The organism is Methanolobus vulcani (assembly GCF_900100715.1).
Lineage (GTDB): Archaea > Halobacteriota > Methanosarcinia > Methanosarcinales > Methanosarcinaceae > Methanolobus > Methanolobus vulcani.
The window spans coordinates 21,362-37,483 of sequence record NZ_FNCA01000003.1 but is presented as its reverse complement, the minus strand read 5'-3'; the positions used below and the strand labels follow the sequence as shown (position 1 = coordinate 37,483).

Annotated in this window: 29 protein-coding genes and 1 tRNA gene; 29 read left to right on the top strand and 1 reads right to left on the bottom strand. The window is 43.8% G+C overall.

Features of this window, described 5'->3' with window-relative positions:
- Positions 1–2 precede the first annotated feature (2 nt).
- From BLP52_RS05090 to BLP52_RS04965, 26 genes are all read left to right on the top strand, one after another.
- Complete coding sequence (locus tag BLP52_RS05090; protein WP_091709296.1) at positions 3–416, top strand: 30S ribosomal protein S19; 414 nt, start codon at positions 3–5, stop codon at positions 414–416.
- A gap of 10 nt (positions 417–426) precedes the next feature.
- On the top strand, positions 427–882 hold the full coding sequence (locus BLP52_RS05085) for a 50S ribosomal protein L22 (protein WP_091709294.1): 456 nt from the start codon (positions 427–429) through the stop codon (positions 880–882).
- Positions 882–1,808: a 30S ribosomal protein S3 gene (locus BLP52_RS05080; protein ID WP_091709293.1), complete on the top strand. Its 927-nt coding sequence runs from the start codon at positions 882–884 to the stop codon at positions 1,806–1,808. The genes BLP52_RS05085 and BLP52_RS05080 overlap by 1 nt, the downstream gene beginning before the upstream one ends.
- Before the next feature lie 3 nt (positions 1,809–1,811).
- The gene (gene rpmC / locus BLP52_RS05075; protein ID WP_091709291.1) at positions 1,812–2,015 is read left to right on the top strand and encodes a 50S ribosomal protein L29; all 204 of its coding nucleotides are present in this window, start codon (positions 1,812–1,814) and stop codon (positions 2,013–2,015) included.
- Position 2,016: 1 nt separating this feature from the next.
- Positions 2,017–2,328 carry a ribonuclease P protein component 1 gene (gene rnp1, locus BLP52_RS05070; RefSeq protein ID WP_091709290.1) on the top strand — a complete coding sequence of 104 codons (312 nt, stop codon included), beginning with the start codon at positions 2,017–2,019 and terminating at the stop codon, positions 2,326–2,328.
- A gap of 5 nt (positions 2,329–2,333) precedes the next feature.
- Positions 2,334–2,666: a 30S ribosomal protein S17 gene (locus BLP52_RS05065; RefSeq protein ID WP_091709288.1), complete on the top strand. Its 333-nt coding sequence runs from the start codon at positions 2,334–2,336 to the stop codon at positions 2,664–2,666.
- Positions 2,663–3,061, top strand: a complete 399-nt coding sequence (locus BLP52_RS05060) for a 50S ribosomal protein L14 (RefSeq protein WP_091709287.1) — start codon at positions 2,663–2,665, stop codon at positions 3,059–3,061. The genes BLP52_RS05065 and BLP52_RS05060 overlap by 4 nt, the downstream gene beginning before the upstream one ends.
- 10 nt (positions 3,062–3,071) lie before the next feature.
- On the top strand, positions 3,072–3,425 hold the full coding sequence (gene rplX / locus BLP52_RS05055) for a 50S ribosomal protein L24 (protein WP_091709285.1): 354 nt from the start codon (positions 3,072–3,074) through the stop codon (positions 3,423–3,425).
- Between the two features lie 4 nt (positions 3,426–3,429).
- Positions 3,430–4,140: a 30S ribosomal protein S4e gene (locus tag BLP52_RS05050; RefSeq protein WP_091709283.1), complete on the top strand. Its 711-nt coding sequence runs from the start codon at positions 3,430–3,432 to the stop codon at positions 4,138–4,140.
- Between the two features lie 4 nt (positions 4,141–4,144).
- Positions 4,145–4,642 (top strand): 50S ribosomal protein L5, encoded by a 498-nt coding sequence (locus tag BLP52_RS05045; RefSeq protein WP_091709668.1) that lies wholly within the window; start codon positions 4,145–4,147, stop codon positions 4,640–4,642.
- Positions 4,643–4,795, top strand: coding sequence for a 30S ribosomal protein S14 (locus BLP52_RS05040; RefSeq protein WP_091709280.1), 153 nt, complete (start codon positions 4,643–4,645; stop codon positions 4,793–4,795). It begins immediately after the preceding gene.
- Positions 4,796–4,805: 10 nt separating this feature from the next.
- The gene (locus BLP52_RS05035) at positions 4,806–5,198 is read left to right on the top strand and encodes a 30S ribosomal protein S8 (RefSeq protein ID WP_091709279.1); all 393 of its coding nucleotides are present in this window, start codon (positions 4,806–4,808) and stop codon (positions 5,196–5,198) included.
- Positions 5,199–5,213: 15 nt separating this feature from the next.
- Complete coding sequence (locus BLP52_RS05030) at positions 5,214–5,747, top strand: 50S ribosomal protein L6 (RefSeq protein ID WP_091709277.1); 534 nt, start codon at positions 5,214–5,216, stop codon at positions 5,745–5,747.
- A 9-nt stretch (positions 5,748–5,756) separates the two neighbouring features.
- Positions 5,757–6,146: a 50S ribosomal protein L32e gene (locus BLP52_RS05025; protein ID WP_091709275.1), complete on the top strand. Its 390-nt coding sequence runs from the start codon at positions 5,757–5,759 to the stop codon at positions 6,144–6,146.
- A gap of 1 nt (position 6,147) precedes the next feature.
- Positions 6,148–6,606, top strand: a complete 459-nt coding sequence (locus BLP52_RS05020) for a 50S ribosomal protein L19e (protein WP_091709274.1) — start codon at positions 6,148–6,150, stop codon at positions 6,604–6,606.
- Between the two features lie 2 nt (positions 6,607–6,608).
- Positions 6,609–7,130, top strand: coding sequence for a 50S ribosomal protein L18 (locus BLP52_RS05015; RefSeq protein ID WP_091709272.1), 522 nt, complete (start codon positions 6,609–6,611; stop codon positions 7,128–7,130).
- Between the two features lie 8 nt (positions 7,131–7,138).
- Positions 7,139–7,774 carry a 30S ribosomal protein S5 gene (locus BLP52_RS05010; protein ID WP_091709270.1) on the top strand — a complete coding sequence of 212 codons (636 nt, stop codon included), beginning with the start codon at positions 7,139–7,141 and terminating at the stop codon, positions 7,772–7,774.
- 1 nt (position 7,775) lies between these two features.
- On the top strand, positions 7,776–8,237 hold the full coding sequence (locus BLP52_RS05005; RefSeq protein ID WP_091709269.1) for a 50S ribosomal protein L30: 462 nt from the start codon (positions 7,776–7,778) through the stop codon (positions 8,235–8,237).
- A 4-nt stretch (positions 8,238–8,241) separates the two neighbouring features.
- Complete coding sequence (locus BLP52_RS05000; protein WP_091709267.1) at positions 8,242–8,697, top strand: uL15m family ribosomal protein; 456 nt, start codon at positions 8,242–8,244, stop codon at positions 8,695–8,697.
- Between the two features lie 130 nt (positions 8,698–8,827).
- Positions 8,828–10,306: a preprotein translocase subunit SecY gene (gene secY / locus BLP52_RS04995; RefSeq protein ID WP_091709266.1), complete on the top strand. Its 1,479-nt coding sequence runs from the start codon at positions 8,828–8,830 to the stop codon at positions 10,304–10,306.
- Between the two features lie 11 nt (positions 10,307–10,317).
- Positions 10,318–10,965 (top strand): adenylate kinase, encoded by a 648-nt coding sequence (locus tag BLP52_RS04990; RefSeq protein ID WP_091709265.1) that lies wholly within the window; start codon positions 10,318–10,320, stop codon positions 10,963–10,965.
- 21 nt (positions 10,966–10,986) lie between these two features.
- A complete protein-coding gene (locus tag BLP52_RS04985; RefSeq protein ID WP_091709263.1) occupies positions 10,987–11,607 on the top strand; it encodes a DUF106 domain-containing protein in 621 nt (206 codons plus the stop codon).
- A 1-nt stretch (position 11,608) separates the two neighbouring features.
- On the top strand, positions 11,609–12,136 hold the full coding sequence (gene cmk / locus BLP52_RS04980; RefSeq protein WP_091709261.1) for a (d)CMP kinase: 528 nt from the start codon (positions 11,609–11,611) through the stop codon (positions 12,134–12,136).
- Between the two features lie 20 nt (positions 12,137–12,156).
- Complete coding sequence (locus BLP52_RS04975) at positions 12,157–13,164, top strand: RNA-guided pseudouridylation complex pseudouridine synthase subunit Cbf5 (RefSeq protein WP_091709667.1); 1,008 nt, start codon at positions 12,157–12,159, stop codon at positions 13,162–13,164.
- Positions 13,165–13,176: 12 nt separating this feature from the next.
- Positions 13,177–13,263: transfer RNA gene (locus tag BLP52_RS04970), tRNA-Ser, on the top strand.
- Between the two features lie 114 nt (positions 13,264–13,377).
- Positions 13,378–13,665, top strand: coding sequence for a hypothetical protein (locus BLP52_RS04965; RefSeq protein ID WP_091709260.1), 288 nt, complete (start codon positions 13,378–13,380; stop codon positions 13,663–13,665).
- Positions 13,666–13,748: 83 nt separating this feature from the next.
- Here BLP52_RS04965 and BLP52_RS04960 read toward each other — a convergent pair whose 3' ends face one another.
- Positions 13,749–14,258: a PEF-CTERM sorting domain-containing protein gene (locus BLP52_RS04960; protein WP_091709258.1), complete on the bottom strand. Its 510-nt coding sequence runs from the start codon at positions 14,256–14,258 to the stop codon at positions 13,749–13,751.
- Between the two features lie 433 nt (positions 14,259–14,691).
- Between BLP52_RS04960 and BLP52_RS04955 the strand changes: the two genes are divergently transcribed.
- Genes BLP52_RS04955 through BLP52_RS04945 form a run of 3 tightly spaced genes read left to right on the top strand, consistent with a single transcriptional unit; the run spans position 14,692 to position 16,100 of the window.
- Positions 14,692–15,138, top strand: coding sequence for a 30S ribosomal protein S13 (locus BLP52_RS04955; RefSeq protein WP_091709256.1), 447 nt, complete (start codon positions 14,692–14,694; stop codon positions 15,136–15,138).
- Between the two features lie 13 nt (positions 15,139–15,151).
- Positions 15,152–15,712, top strand: a complete 561-nt coding sequence (locus BLP52_RS04950) for a 30S ribosomal protein S4 (RefSeq protein ID WP_091709254.1) — start codon at positions 15,152–15,154, stop codon at positions 15,710–15,712.
- 4 nt (positions 15,713–15,716) lie between these two features.
- On the top strand, positions 15,717–16,100 hold the full coding sequence (locus BLP52_RS04945; RefSeq protein ID WP_091709252.1) for a 30S ribosomal protein S11: 384 nt from the start codon (positions 15,717–15,719) through the stop codon (positions 16,098–16,100).
- The last annotated feature ends 22 nt before the right edge of the window (positions 16,101–16,122 follow it).

Sequence of the window (16,122 nt, the reverse complement as noted above, 5' to 3'; positions counted from 1 at the left end):
ACATGGCAAAGAAATCATCATCAAGATTACCAAAACGAAAAGGTGAATATACCTACCGTGGAAAGACGGTAGCAGAACTCCAGGCTCTGGATATGGATGAGTTTATCAGTATGCTTCCTGCACGTGAACGCCGTACTCTTAAGAGGGGCTACACAGAAGGTAGGAAGGATGTTGTCCAGAAGCTCAAAGATGGTAAAGACAACTTGAAGACTCATTACAGGGATATCATTATCTTCCCTGATATGGTCGGCAAGAACGTAGAAGTATACAACGGTAAGTCATTTGTGGCATTTGAGATACAGCCGGAAATGATCGGACACAGGTTCGGAGAATTTGCACCAACCAGACCAAAGGTTTCCCACGGTAGCGCTGGTGTAGGAGCAACCCGTTCAAGCAAGTTCGTGCCACTTAAGTAAGGTGAGATAGATGGCAAGAATTGGATATTCAATTGAAATAGACCCTGCGTCAAGCTCAAAGGCAATGGGTGCTGAGCTTCACATCTCTCCGAAAAAGTCACGTGAACTCTGTAAAGCGATCAAAGGCATGCGTACAAGTGTTGCCCAGAAGTACCTTGAAGATGTAGTGATTATGAAACAGGCAGTACCTTTCAAGAGGCACTGTGATGGTTCAGGTCACAGAAAAGGTCCAATGGCAACTGGCAGGTATCCTGTAAAGGTTGCTGAAGCATTCCTTAAAATACTGGAAAATGCCAGAAGCAATGCCGAATACAAGGGACTTGACCCTGAGCACATGTACATTGTACATACTGCTGCAAAACGCGGACGTGTGATCCATGGTATGAGACCAAGAGCACGCGGACGCGGCAGTCCAAGTAACACAGAGACTGTAAACGTTGAGATTATTTTGAATGAGGTGCGCTAATGGCAATAGAAAAGAAATTCGTTCAGGAAGGATACGTAAAAGCTTCAATGAACGAATATTTCGCAAAACAGCTCAGCAAAGCAGGTTACGGTGGAATGGAGATCAACCGTACTCCTATGGGAACCCAGATCACTGTATATGCTGAGAAGCCAGGCATGGTCATTGGTAAAGCTGGTAAGGTTATCCGTAAGCTGACACGTGATATTGATAGGATGTACGACATTGACAATCCACAAATTGATGCACAGGAAGTCAGAAAGCCGGAACTTAATGCTCAGATGATGGCAAGCCGCCTTGCTTCTTCCATTGAAAGAGGCTGGTATTTCAGAAAAGCTGGTCATAATACCCTTAGGGCTATTATGAACTCCGGTGCACTGGGCTGTGAGATCGTTATTTCAGGTAAATTGACAGGTGCAAGGTCAAGGGTTGAAAAACTCGTTGACGGATACATCAAGCACGCTGGAAAACCTGCTGAAGATATGGTTGATGAGGGATTCGCAGTAGCTGTCAAGAAGCTGGGAACCCTTGGATGTAAAGTAAGGATCATTTCTCCAGGAGTTGTACTTCCTGATGCTTTTGATATCAGAACCGATGTTGTGGACGAGGTCATAGAAACAGCTGCACCAGAAGCTGTAAAGGCTGATGTTACAGAACTTGTTGGCAAGGAATCAGAAGGTGAGGTTGCAGACGAAGAGGAAGCAGTGGAAGTTGCCGAAGAGGCTGCAGAAGCAGGAGTCACAGAAGAAGCTTCAGCTGAGGAAGTTGAGGAAGAATCCTGTGCAGAAGAGGCATCTGAATCTGATGATTCAATTCCGGTAGAGGATCTCGGAGATGAACAGCGTAGGCTGGTTGACGGTGTATGGCAGCACAAGCATGAAGGCTATGACTACTGGCACCCTGTCGCACGTGTTCATAAGGAGGGATAATTAATGGCAATTCTTCACATGAACGAGATCAGGGATATGTCCCCGGAAGAAAGAATGGACGAACTTGAAAAGATGAGAGATGAGCTTATTCGCGAGCGTGCTCTTTCATCTGCAGGTGGTGCTCCTGACAACCCCGGAAGGATTGGGGAACTCAGGAAAACCGTTGCAAGGATAAAGACCGTCCAGAGGGAAATGAAGGAGATCTGACTTGGAGATTACTCCTTCAAATCTGGTATTCCATGAACTGATCGGATTACAGGTGGAAGTTGCAGTGTCTTCAAACTCTGCGCTAAAAGCCATAAGTGGAAAAGTGGTCGACGAAACAAGGAATATGCTGATAATTCAAACAAAGGAAAGAACTGAGAAAATGGTTCAAAAAAACGGTACAACCTTTGTGTTTCAGATACCTGCCCATCTGTCCGGTAAACATGCTGAGAGGTATGTCAAAGTAAATGGAAACCTTCTGCTCTCACAACCTGAGAACAGAACAAAGAACATAAGAAAAGTACACATGAGGTAATAATCATGGTTAAAGATATTGGATTGGATGTCCCTGCTCCTGAAAAGGAGTGCGATGATGTCAATTGTCCTTTCCACGGAGAACTCCCTGTTCGCGGACAGGTTCTTGTAGGGACCGTTGTCAGCGACAAAATGGACAAGACAGTGGTCATCCAGCGTAAACATGAAATGCTGATCAGAAAGTATCAGAGATACGAGAAGAGGCAATCCAAGATCCACGCACACAACCCTCCATGCATTGATGCAAAGGTTGGAGATGTTGTAACCGTGGCAGAATGCAGACCTCTTAGTAAGACAAAATCATATGTAGTCATTAATAAGGAGGAGGCACAGGAATGAGGGGTATAAGATCCACCGTTCCACGTGCACTCAACGCAGGTGCTAAGATAGACTGTGTGGACAACACAGGTGCACGTGTAGTTGAGATTATCTCTGTAAAGGGCTACAGAGGTGTTAAGAACAGACACCCAAGGGCTGGTGTAGGCGATATGTGCGTAGTTTCCGTGAAGAAAGGAACTCCGGAGATGCGTAAACAGATTCTCCTCGCAGTGATTGTACGTCAGAAGCAGGAGCTTCGCCGTCCAGATGGTCTGAGGGTTTCCTTTGAAGACAATGCAGTAGTCATTGTTGACAAGGATGGAATTCCAAAGGGAACCGATTTTAAGGGTCCTGTTGCCAGAGAGGCTGCAGAAAGGTATCCAAAGATCGGTACAACTGCATCTATGGTAATGTGAGGTGTGAATAATGGTATCAAATCAGCCAAGAAAACAGAGAAAAGCAAGGTTTACCGCTCCTCTGCACATCAAACAGAAGTATATGGGTGCTCCTCTTTCTAAGGATCTCCGTGATAAATATGGGCGCCGTAGTGCCAATGTTATCGTTGGCGACACAGTAAAACTTATGCGTGGCGACCATGCAGGGACAACCGGTAAGGTAGAGGCAATTTCCCTTAAGCACGGAACCATCGTTGTTGAAGGTGTTACAGTTTCCAAAGCAGATGGAACTGAGGTTGCAAGACCGGTCTACCCTTCAAATGTGATGATCACAACCCTCGATATGAAAGACAAACGCAGAGAAGAAGTAATCAATAACAGGTGATTTTGTGGGCAAACATCAGAAAAGAATATCTGTCCCTAACAGCTGGCAGATATCAAAGAAATCCAACAAATGGATCACATCAACAAGGCCAGGTCCACATAACAAGCAGCAGAGCATTCCTCTGGGTGTAGTTCTCAGAGACATGCTGGGTGTAGTAGACACTCGTGCAGAAGCAAAGCGCGTTCTTTCCGAAGGTAATGTGCTTGTTGATGGTGTCATCAGAAAGGATCTCAGGTTCCCTGTAGGTCTTTTGGATGTAATTACAATCCCTCTTGAAAATGTAGCATACCGTATGCTTCTGGACCGCAAGGGAAGACTTGAGGTTCACAGGCTTGAAGATGTAAATGCAAACAAGCTTTGCAGGATCAGCGGTAAGACTGTATTAAAAGGCGGAGCTGTACAGCTTAATCTTAATGACGGTACAAACCTTGTAGGTTCTAACGACTACAAGACAAAGGATTCACTTATCCTCTCACTGCCTGACAAGTCAATTGTCAAGCATATCAAGTATGAGGTAGGTAACCTTGCTATGATCGTAGGTGGAAGACACACTGGCGAGATAGGAACCATCAAGGAGATCAACACAGTAAAAAGTTCCAGGCATAACACAGTTTCAATCTCCGGCGACTATGAGTTCGAGACAATCGAGGACTTTGTAGTTGTGATCGGCGAGAAGGAACCTGAGATCAAACTAGGTGGTGAGGCAGTTGAGTAATCCAATGAGAACACCTGTAGTTGAAAAGGTCGTTGTTCACATGGGTGTCGGCGAAAGTGGTCAGCACCTTGTAGATGCTGAGGGAATTCTTGGTGAGATTACCGGTCAGACCGTTGTAAGGACTTATTCAAAGAGAACTCTTCCAGCATTTGGTATCAAGAAGAATGAACCAATTGGATGCAAGGTCACACTCAGATCTGACCAGGCAGAAGAGTTCCTTAAGACAGCACTTGATATTGTAGAGAGCAAGCTCAGATCATCCCAGTTCGACAAGTACGGAAACGTTGCTTTCGGTATTGAAGAACATACAGACTTCCCAGGCATGAAATACGATCCGAACATCGGTATCTTTGGAATGGATATCAATGTTGTTGTAAACCGTCCAGGTTACAGGATCAGTAAAAGAAGGATAGTCAAGAGGAAGATCCCATCATCTCACAGAATTACAAAAGAGGATACAATTGCTTTCTTCAAAGACACATATTCCGTGGAGGTAATATAAATGGTACAAACCACAAAGAGCTTTGGAAGAGGAGCAAGCGAATGCAAGAGATGTGGAAGAAAACAGGGTCTTGTAAGGAAATACGGTATTTACCTTTGCAGACACTGCTTCCGTGAAGTTGCCCACGATATGGGATTTGAAAAGTATACGTGAGGTGAAAGAAATGGTATTATTAGATCCACTCGCTGATGCTTTGTCTACAATCAAGAACGCAGAGGCAATTGGTAAGGATTCCTGTATCATTAAACCCGCATCAAAACTCATAGGCACTGTACTGAAAGTAATGCAGGACCGTGGCTATGTTGGTGAATTCGAATTTATCGAAGACGGTAAGGCGGGTATTTACAAGGTAGAACTCATTGGTAGGATCAACAAGTGTGGTGCTATCAAACCACGTTATTCAGTAGGTGCTGCAGACTTTGAGAGATGGGAAAAACAGTTCCTTCCTGCAAAGAACTTCGGGACACTGATACTTACAACATCTAACGGTGTAATATCACAGTACGAGGCCCGTGAGAATAATGTTGGTGGACAGTTACTTGCATATGTGTACTGATGGATGTGATGTCACATGGCAAAAGAAATAAAGAAAACAATCACAATCCCAGAAGGTGTGACCGTTACAATGCAGGGCAGGCTCCTGTCAGTCACAGGCCCAAAAGGCAAGATTGAAAGGAACTTCTGGTACCCTGATGTTAAGGTAGAGGTTGTAGGTTCAGAGGTCATTGTGGACTCAACAGTCATGAAGAAGACTCAGAAAGCAATGGTTGGTACCTTCGCATCTCATATCACTAACATGGTAAAGGGTGTCACCGAGGGATTCGAATATCGTATGAAGGTCGTTTACTCTCACTTCCCTATGCAGATTAAGGTTGAAGGGGACAGATTGATGATCGGTAATTTCCTTGGAGAGAAAAAACCAAGGTCTGCCAAGATCCTCGGAGAGACCAAAGTAAAGGCTTCAGGTGACGAGGTAGTTGTTACAGGTAACAACAAGGAAGATGTAGGGCAGACAGCTGCCAACATCGAGCAGACAACAAGGATCAAGAGATTCGACCCTCGTGTATTCCAGGACGGAATATATACTGTAGAGAAGATAGTGTAGGTGATTTGAATGGATGATAAAGTAAAACGCCTTTTTAAGGTAAGAAAAATCCAGAAGCACAAGAAACCTCAGTTCAAGAGGACAGACAGTCACAAGTACAAGCGTCTGGATGATAACTGGAGGCGTCCAAGAGGTATCCAGGGCAAACAGCGCAGAGGCATCAAGGCAAAGGGTGCTGTGGCACAGGTAGGCTACGGAAGCCCGGCTGCTGTAAAGGGATTACACCCATCCGGATATGCAGAAGTTCTCGTTTGTACTGTTTCACAGCTTGACAATGTCAACGCAGAGGCAGAGGCTATCAGAATCGCTGCAAAGGTCGGCGGAAGAAAGAAGGCACTCATCGAGGCTAAAGCCGCAGAACTTTCCATAAAGGTCCTTAACCCAACAAGAGGTGAATAAGATGACCGATCTGACAAACCAGAAGAGGATTGCTGCAGCGGTTATGGGCTGTGGTGTCAACAGAGTTTGGCTTGACCCTGAAGCAGCTGAAGATATTGCGGTAGCTATCACAAGAGCTGATGTCCGTGACCTCATTGAAGCAGGTAGCATCAAGGTAATCCAGGCAAAAGGTGTAAGCCGTGGACGTGCAAGAGAAAGAGATGCAAAGCGCAAGTACGGTCACCGTAAAGGACATGGTAAGAGAAAAGGTAAGAAGGGCGCACGTAATCCTCGCAAGGAGCAGTGGATGAAGAAGATCCGTGCTCTGAGAAAGGAACTTAAACAGATGCGTGAAGATGGCTCACTTGACAGGTCAACCTATTGTAAGGTTTACCGCAAGGCAAAGGGTGGAGAATACCGCAGTGTAGCTCACCTTAAAGCACACCTTGAGTCAGAGAAGCTCATTAAGCACGAGGAATAATCATGGCAACAGGACCCAAATATAAAGTCGCATTCAGGCGACGAAGAGAAGGGCGTACTGATTACCACCAGAGACTCAGGTTACTCCTTTCAAAGGAGGACCGTGTGGTAGTACGCAAAAGTTCAAGGCACATGCAGGTCCAGCTTGTAGCTCCAAAACCTGAAGGAGATGTAACTCTTTCAGCTGCAATTTCAACAGAACTTAAGAAGTATGGATATGATGCTCCAACAGGAAACACAACAGCAGCGTATCTTACAGGACTGTTATTCGGTTACAGAGCACTGAGCAAGGGATATGATTACGGCGTTCTTGACATAGGACTCCAGGCATCATCCTCTGGATCACGTGTGTATGCAACCTTAAAAGGCATCGTAGATGCAGGATTCGAGATTCCTCATGACTCATCTGTTCTTCCTTCAGATGAGAGAGTAAGAGGAGAACACGTAGCAGAGTACATGGAAGACTCAAATCTGCCTGAGCTGTTTGATGCAGTTAAGGAAAAGATCTCTGCAGAGTTCAATTAGGTGATTACATGGCATATGAATATGAAGACGAATGGGTTCCACAAACCAGACTTGGAAAACTCGTTCAAGAAGGGCAGATCACTTCCATGGACGAGGTAATCGATTCAGGTCTCCCTATAAGGGAATCCCAGATTATCGATATCCTTTTACCTGATCTTGAGGATGAGGTTCTGGATATCAACATGGTCCAGAGAATGACTGACTCCGGACGTCGTGTAAAGTTCAGAGCAACAGTTATTGTTGGTAACGGAAACGGCTTTGTCGGTCTTGGACAGGCAAAGGATGTTCAGGTCGGACCTGCTATCAGGAAGGCTATCAGCAATGCAAAGATCAACATTATCAAGGTAAAGCGTGGATGCGGTTCATGGGAATGTGCATGCGGTCTTGAGCACACAGTTCCTTCACAGGTACGTGGAAAGGCCGGCAGTGTCCTGGTAGAGCTTAAACCAGCACCACGTGGACTTGGTCTTGCTGCAGGAGATACTGCAAGGAAAGTTCTTGAGAAGGCAGGCATTAAAGATGTCTGGACAAGAACCGAAGGTACTACAAGGACAACCCTGAACTTCGCAAAGGCTACATTTAACGCGCTGGAAAACACATGTGTTGTAAGAATGCCTGCAAACCGTGGCAAGAAGGAGGCTTAAAATGTACGCTTTGATCAGGGTACGTGGTGACGTAAATGTCAGGGGTAATATTAAGGATACTCTTAAGATGCTCCGTCTGCACAAAGTAAACCACTGTGTTCTCCTTGCTGACAATCCTCACAACTCAGGAATGATCCAGAAGGTAAAGGACTACGTTGCATTTGGTGTAATTAATGCAGATGCACTCGCAGAGGTGCTTGCAAACCGTGGAAGACTTGAAGGTGACGTAAGACTTACCGATGAGTACGTGGCAGAAAACTCTGACTTTGACTCAATCAAGTCATTTGCACAGGCAGTCTGTGATGGAAATGCAACTCTTAAGGATGTTCCAAAGCTGAAACCTGTATTCAGGCTCCATCCTCCAAGGAAAGGTCACGCAGGTATCAAGAGAACAGTCCAGCAGGGCGGTGTACTTGGTAACCACGGCGAAGATATCAATAAATTACTGAAGAAAATGAGGTAATTCCATGACATCTAAGAAAACCAACACAAAGAAGTTCAGAGGTTCACGCACATGTGGTGGTGGAACAACCAAGAACAGACGTGGTGCAGGTAACCGTGGTGGTAGAGGCAGAAGTGGTGAGAATAAACATCATTTCTCCCGTGCAGTACTGCTCGGATACTGCCGTGGACACCAGAGAGGTTTCACACGTCCGTTGAAGGTATTGAAGGATGCTTCAATTGTAAACGTCGGTGAACTTGATGAGCTTGCTGATCAGCTTGTTGAAGATGGTTTTGCAGAACTTCAGGATGGCACTTATGTCATCGACCTTGCAGTTCTTGATATCGACAAGGTACTTGGTTCAGGCAAGGTTTCAAAGAAGCTTGCAATCACAGCAGCTGAATTCTCTGCCAGTGCTAAAGAAAAGATAGAAGGTGCAGGTGGATCTTGCACTGAGATAGAAGCTGAGATAGAAGAGTAATGCCATCTGGCATTACCTATTTTATTTTATAATATTGCAAATTAAAGGGTGCATATTTATTAATGTGTAAATCCATTAAGGTGTACTTTACCTAAATTTGCATGGATTTTTCCATTCAAGGGTGGAATTAATGAGTCTTAAGGATAGTTTGGAACCAATTTTTAATAAATTGCCTGCGGTTGCAAGTCCAGAGGGGCATGTCCATTTCAAAAATAAGTTAATGTGGACGCTTGGAATTCTTGTGCTCTATTTTGCACTTGCAAATGTACCGCTGTTTGGATTGTCATCGGATTCGATTGACCTTTTCGAATCCTATAGAGCGTTTTTTGCCGGAGCTTCGGGTTCTTTGATGCTTCTGGGTATAGGTCCTATTGTTACCGCATCCATCGTCCTTCAACTTTTGGTTGGTGCAGATGTCATTAAGCTTGACATGTCCGATCCATCTGACCAGGCATTCTTCCAGGGTGCACAGAAGTTTATGGTCTTTGTAATGATAATACTTGAGGCTCTGCCGCAGATAGCCGGAGGTTACATACAGCCAGATCAAGCACTTGCATCTACTCTGGGAATAAGTATTGGAGCAATCACTTTTATCATATTCATACAGATCTGTATCGGTGGTCTCCTTGTACTCTTCATGGATGAAGTTGTATCAAAATGGGGTATCGGTTCAGGTGTCGGTCTCTTCATCGTGGCTGGTGTTTCCCAGCAAATAGTAACCGGTCTGTTTAATTGGGCCACAGATTCCAGTGGTCTACCAACAGGTCTCTTCCCTAAGTGGATCTATATTGTGCAGAACGTGGGAGCAGACTACCTCTTTTCAGGTGATGGTATTACCTTTATGTTGGTAAGAGGTGGAATTCTCGCATTGATAAGTACAGTGATGATCTTCCTGTTTGTAGTCTATGTCGAAAGTACCCGTATTGAGATCCCTCTGGCACACAGTGCTGTAAGGGGTGCCAGGGGTAAATTCCCTGTCAAACTTATTTATGCTTCAGTCTTGCCAATGATCCTTGTAAGGGCATTGCAGGCAAATATCCAGATGATAGGTCTTCTGCTTAGCAGTAAAGGAATTACTTTCCTTGGTGAGTTTAGTGGTTCTAAGCCTATTAATGGTCTTATGTACTATCTGGCACCGATCCACAGTCCATATGATTGGATTCCTTCCCTGGTAAGAGAGACATTCACAAGTTATGGTGCTCCAGTGCCTGCAATCTGGCAGATCGTTTTGCACGTATTTGTTGATGCGACTTTCCTTATAGTCGGAGGTATTATATTCGCACTGTTCTGGATCGAAACCACTGGCATGGGTGCAAAACCAACAGCTCAGAAGATATTTAATTCCGGTATGCAGATTCCGGGTTTCAGAAGAAACATTGGAAGTATTGAGAAAGTTATGATTAGATATATTCCAAAAGTAACTGTTATCGGTGGTGCTTTCATAGGTTTGTTGACACTTATTGCAAGTTTACTTGGTACCTTGGGAAGTACAAGTGGTACAGGACTTTTGCTTGCGGTGAGTATCGTATATCGTCTGTATGAGGATATAGCATCTGAACAGATGATGGAAATGCATCCGATGATAAGATCCTTCTTCGGACAAGAATAAAGGTGTTGATTATGAATATTGCATTATTTGGCCCACCGGGTGCTGGCAAAGGCACCCAGGCAAAGGAATTATCAAAATATTACAATATCCCTCATATATCCACAGGTGACATTTTAAGAGCAAATGTCCGTGATGGAACAGAATTGGGATTAAAAGCAAAACAGTATATGGACAAGGGTGAACTTGTCCCTGACGAGGTCCTTATCGGACTTATTAGAAACAGGCTTACAGAGCCTGACTGTGAGACAGGTTATCTTCTTGATGGGTATCCAAGGACTATCCCTCAGGCAGATGCACTCACTGGGATTCTCTCTGACATCAACAAACCTCTTGATGCTGTAATTAACATTGAGGTAAGCGATGATGAGCTTGTAAAAAGACTCAGTGGACGACGCAGTTGCACATGTGGTGAAAGCTATCATGTTGTGTTCAATCCTCCTGAAAAGGAAGGAGTTTGTAATGCATGTGGTGCTGAACTCTATCAGAGAGATGATGACAAAGAAGAGGTCATACGCCAGAGACTTTCTGTCTATAATGAAAAGACAAAACCTCTCATCAACTATTATGATGATGCAGGTATTCTTGTCAACATAGATGGTACAGGTGCAGTAGATGCTGTATTTGCAGATATTTGCAAGGTAATGGACCAATTCAAATAAAAAATTAAGAGAGGCTATCCCTTGGTTACAGAACAATTCAAGAAAAAGCTGGACCAGTTTCTTCTAGCTTTTGGACTTTCCCTTATGCTGGGAATAATGATACTTGGTCAGGATTTCAGGGACTCCCTTGGAACAGCAATGAGTGTTATCATGGATCCTGTAGTGGGTGTCTTGGGAACTGATAACCTTCACATTGTTCTGTTCATTATGGCATCCATAACAGCTCTTTATGCGTCTCTCATCCAAAAATATACAATTGACTGGGATCTCATGCGCAACACCCAGGAAAAGATGAAGGTATTTCAGAAAGAGTTCAGGGAAGCACAGCTTTCCAACAATACAGCTCTCATGAAGAAGATGGAAGACGAGCGTAAAGAGATGATGGAAGATCAAATGCAAATGTCCAAGCAGCAGTTCAAACCCATGGCATACATCAGTGTGATTTCTCTTCCACTGTTTATGTGGGCTTACCACTATATAAAAAGTCTTGAGTTTGCTACACTTGTTTTTCCTTTCTGGGGAGAGCAGGCACTGACCACTCCTGCAATCGGTCCTTTCCAGCATTGGATCTTCTGGTATTTCATTGTCTCTTTGGGTGTAAGTCAATTGATAAGAAAGGCTCTGGATGTTGGTGGAGTCTGAAGTGTTACTGACTATCAGCGGCCTTCCGGGAAGTGGTACTACCACTGTATCCCGTTTACTTTCTGAGAAATATGGACTTGAAATGATCTCAGCAGGTGAGGTTTTCCGTTCTCTTGCAAAAGAATACGGAATGACCTTAGCAGAATTTGGTACTCTTGCTGAATCCGATGACAGTATCGATCTGAAAATAGATGAGCGTCAGAAAGATATTGCTTCTACTCGAGACAATATCATTCTTGAAGGGCGCCTTGCAGGGCATATGGCTGAAAAAGCATTAAAAGTCTGGATAAAGGCTCCCGTGGATATCCGTGTAGAAAGGATTGTCAGCAGAGAAGGCAGTTCTTTTGATGGTAAGCTAGCTGAAACAATTGAACGTGAAGCATCCGAAGCTATAAGGTATAAGTCTATATATGATATAGATATCAACGACCTTTCAGTTTACGATCTTGTGATCGACTCTCAGAAATGGGATCAGTTCCAGATAACAAGTATTATTTCCGTTGCAATTGATAATTATTCAGATGTTTGATCGGATATCCGGCGATTTTTATGAATAAGTGTATTCTTCCTTCTGAACAAAAACGTGAATTACTTCACAAAGCGGAGGCTACAACCAGTTCTCTTTACGGTTGTTCCCCATATGATCGCCCTATGAGAAAATACATTGAGATGGGCGTTGTAAATCTTGATAAACCAGTAGGTCCTACAAGCCACGAGGTTACCGCATGGGTCAAGGACATCCTGGAGTTAAACAAGGCCGGTCACTCAGGTTCACTCGATCCTATTGTGACAGGTGTGCTTCCTATCATGCTTGGCAAAGCAACTAAAACAGTTGCAGCTCTGCGTCTTTCAGGGAAAGAATATATCTGTCTGATGACATTGCATGAGTCTGTCCCTGAGAAAAAAGTACGCAAGGTATGTGCTCAGTTCACCGGATCTATTTTTCAGATGCCTCCTGTTATTTCGGCAGTAAAGCGGGCGGTCCGTGTAAGAAAAATATATTATCTGGAAGTTCTTGATGTAAAAGAAAAATCAGTTCTAATGCGTGTTGGCTGTGAGGCAGGAACATATATGCGCAAACTTTGTCATGATATAGGTGTTGCATTGGGTTGTGGAGCTCACATGCAGGAACTGCGCAGGACAAAGACCGGTCCTTTCAGAGAAGATACTCTAGTAACGCTTCAGGAACTGAAGGATGCATATGTTTTCTGGCAGGAGGATGGTAATGAGTCATTCCTGCGCAAGGTTGTCAGGCCAATGGAAGAAGGTCTATCTCATCTTCCTCGTATCATCATTCGTGACAGTGCTATTGAGGCTATATGTTGTGGTGCGGCAATTGCGGCGCCAGGAATTCTAAGTTTAGACAGCAATATTGAAAAAGGCAATGATGTTTGCCTCTTTAGTTTAAAAGGAGAGGCTGTTGCTTTGTGTAAATCTCTAATGGGTTCTGAGGAAATTCTTCAAAATGAGCATGGAATCATAGCTACGACCGAAAGAGTAATAATGGATGCTGGCACTTATGCGCAAGGCTGGCACAGCAAGCCTGCAAAAACATAATGAAACTCGTGTGCCGAGATAGTCTAGCGGTAGGGCGCAAGCCTGGAAAGCTTGTGGGGCATCCGCCCCTCGGGAGTTCGAATCCCCCTCTCGGCGCCACACTTTTTCTAAATTACGATATCATTTGCAGTTGAGTTGTTCACCAGTTATTAATCTATATAATCTATAGTATCTTGGATTCTATAATGTTGAGACTTAAATAAGGGTATAATTATGTCTGATGTTAATGTATTCTACATAAAAGAAAACATGGATGTCAATGATGATGGCACCACTATTGTTACATGTCCTGAATGCGAGAGTGAAATAAGTGTTCCAATCTCTAATGTATTGGATGATAGCATGGCACTTGCTGAGTGCATAGATTGTCCAGTCTGCAACAAAACTCTGGATCAGGTACATCCTTCAGAAAACTTGAACAAAAAGATTGCTGATCATGTGGCAAAGGAATTGTTGAAGGGACTTGAACTTGACCTGGGCAAAGTATTATCAAAACGATGATATACGAAGTGTAAATGCATTCTACTTTTTCAAATCAATAGATTGCTATTCAGTAAAAAAAGTAATGATGAGCAAGCAGATGCTTACTCTTGCTTACGGCGCTGGATAAAGAAAGCCAGTCCAAGTATTGCAGCTACAGGAAGTGCAATTGTTGGGAACTCTGGAATTAGGAAATTTCTTGCTGCTGAACCAACATCTTTAGTTACTGCATCTTCTCCTGCTCCAACGGTAACTCTCCACTGTCCAGTTGCTGGTGCATTTGCATCAAGTGTGATTTGAATTACACCTACATCAGTATATGGGTCAGCAGTTCCTGGTTCAAAATTTGCTTTACTAATGGTCACTGTCATATCCGTATCTACAGCTCCTCCACTTACAGCCACTACCTCTGAATAGTATGGAAGTACTTGATTGTCAGCTGCAAAATTAACTCCATGGTAGCTAAATGTGAGCGTTTCTCCTGGATGAATGACTATTGGATTCGGCGCTGCTGCCGTTCCTGCCGCATTCCATATATTTGCATCATAGGGCTCAGCAGATGCAACACCTACTAACAGTGCACACATTGCAAATACAATTAGTATTTTCTTCATTGTTTACCCCCTCCGTACATTGTACGGATTTTCCCGTTTTTCGGGAAAGTTTCCCATATTATAATTACTAATTTTATGTATTTATACGTAATCATGGTCTGTATTTTTATTCAGTACTGTTGCTGCTATACAGTCCTTATACCATTTTTGTACATTGTTATATCTTGATGATTTTTCAGTTTGTAGTGCCCCATGTATAGTAGATTTATTTGTAATTTTACTTCACGGGAAAGTATTTATGTAATTAACTAGTACTGAGTGCTCACCTGTTTCACTATTTTCTGTGACATGAATACTGTTAAATAAGAACAATGGTATAGACAGGCAAGTTATTCTATTAATCTTTAGAATTGCCTGCTCCGTAATGTCGGAGTGTGTCGAAACTTATGTTTCGGGGCTACAGGACGCATGCGTCCCTAAGGAGGAAGAACTAATGGCAGATGAAGAAATAAGACACTTAGTCCGTATCATGAATACTGACCTTCAAGGTAGTCAGCCTGTTATGTACGCGCTGACTGGTATTCGCGGTATTGGACTTAGGACATCAAGAATTATTGTTGATAGTACGGGTATTAACCCAAAAGAAACAATCGGTTACCTTTCCGATGAGGATGTTGCAAAGCTCGATGATGCTATTGCTAATTTTGAAAAGAACATCCCAACCTGGATGCTTAACAGATGTGAAGACCCATTAACAGGAGACGACAAGCATCTTCTTGGTCAAGACATCATTATGACTCTCAGGGAAGACCTGAACAACCTCAAGAAGGTCAGGGCTTACCGTGGTCTCAGGCACGAGAGAGGTCTTAAGGTCAGAGGTCAGAGAACAAAGTCCACAGGAAGGCGTGGCTCTACCATTGGCGTAAGCAAGAAAAAGTAAATAAGGTGATCTTATGGGATATCCAGGTAAAAAGAGAAAGAGTTACGATACTCCAAAACACCCATGGCAAGCTGCCAGGATGGCCAATGAAGTAGAACTCCTTAAGAAGTACGGTCTCCGTAACAAGAAGGAACTCTGGAAAGCAGTCAGTATTCTTAGAAGGTACAGAGCTGATGCTCGTAGGATTCTTGCAGAATCTGCAGAAACCGAACTTTCCGGTCACCTCAAGACAGAATCCGATCAGATCCTTGCAAGGCTTATTAGGTTCTCAGTCCTTCCATCCGATGCAAACATCGATGACATCCTTGCACTTCAGACTGAATCAATCCTTGAACGCAGGCTTCAGACTCAGGTATACAGACTTGGACTTGCCAGAACTCCAAAGCAGGCAAGGCAGTTCATCACACACGGTCACATTGCTGTCAATGGGCAGAAGGCAACCGTTCCAGGTATGCTTATCTCTAAAGAAGAAGAGATGCAGATCGATTACTATGGTAACTCACCACTGACAAGTGAGTCCCATGCAGAAAGACCTGCACAGATCGCTTCAGCAGTAGCCGGAAAGGAGGAGTAATACTATGGCAGCAAACGGAATCTGGGGTGTAGCACACATAAAATGCTCATTCAACAACACTATTATTACCATAACTGACATCACAGGTGCAGAAACCATCGCTAAATCATCTGGTGGAATGGTTGTAAAGGCCGCACGTGATGAAAGTTCACCTTATACTGCTATGCAGATGGCAAGCCAGCTTGCAGATACTCTTAAGGACAAGGGCATTGAAGGAATCCATATCAAGGTGCGTGCACCTGGTGGAAACAAGCAGAGAAGTCCAGGTCCAGGAGCACAGGCTGCTATCAGGGCATTTGCCAGGGCAGGTATCAAGATCGGAAGGATACAGGATGTAACACCTGTGCCACACGACGGTACACGTCCAAAAGGCGGTAGAAGAACATAATACTAAATAAGATGGATATGAA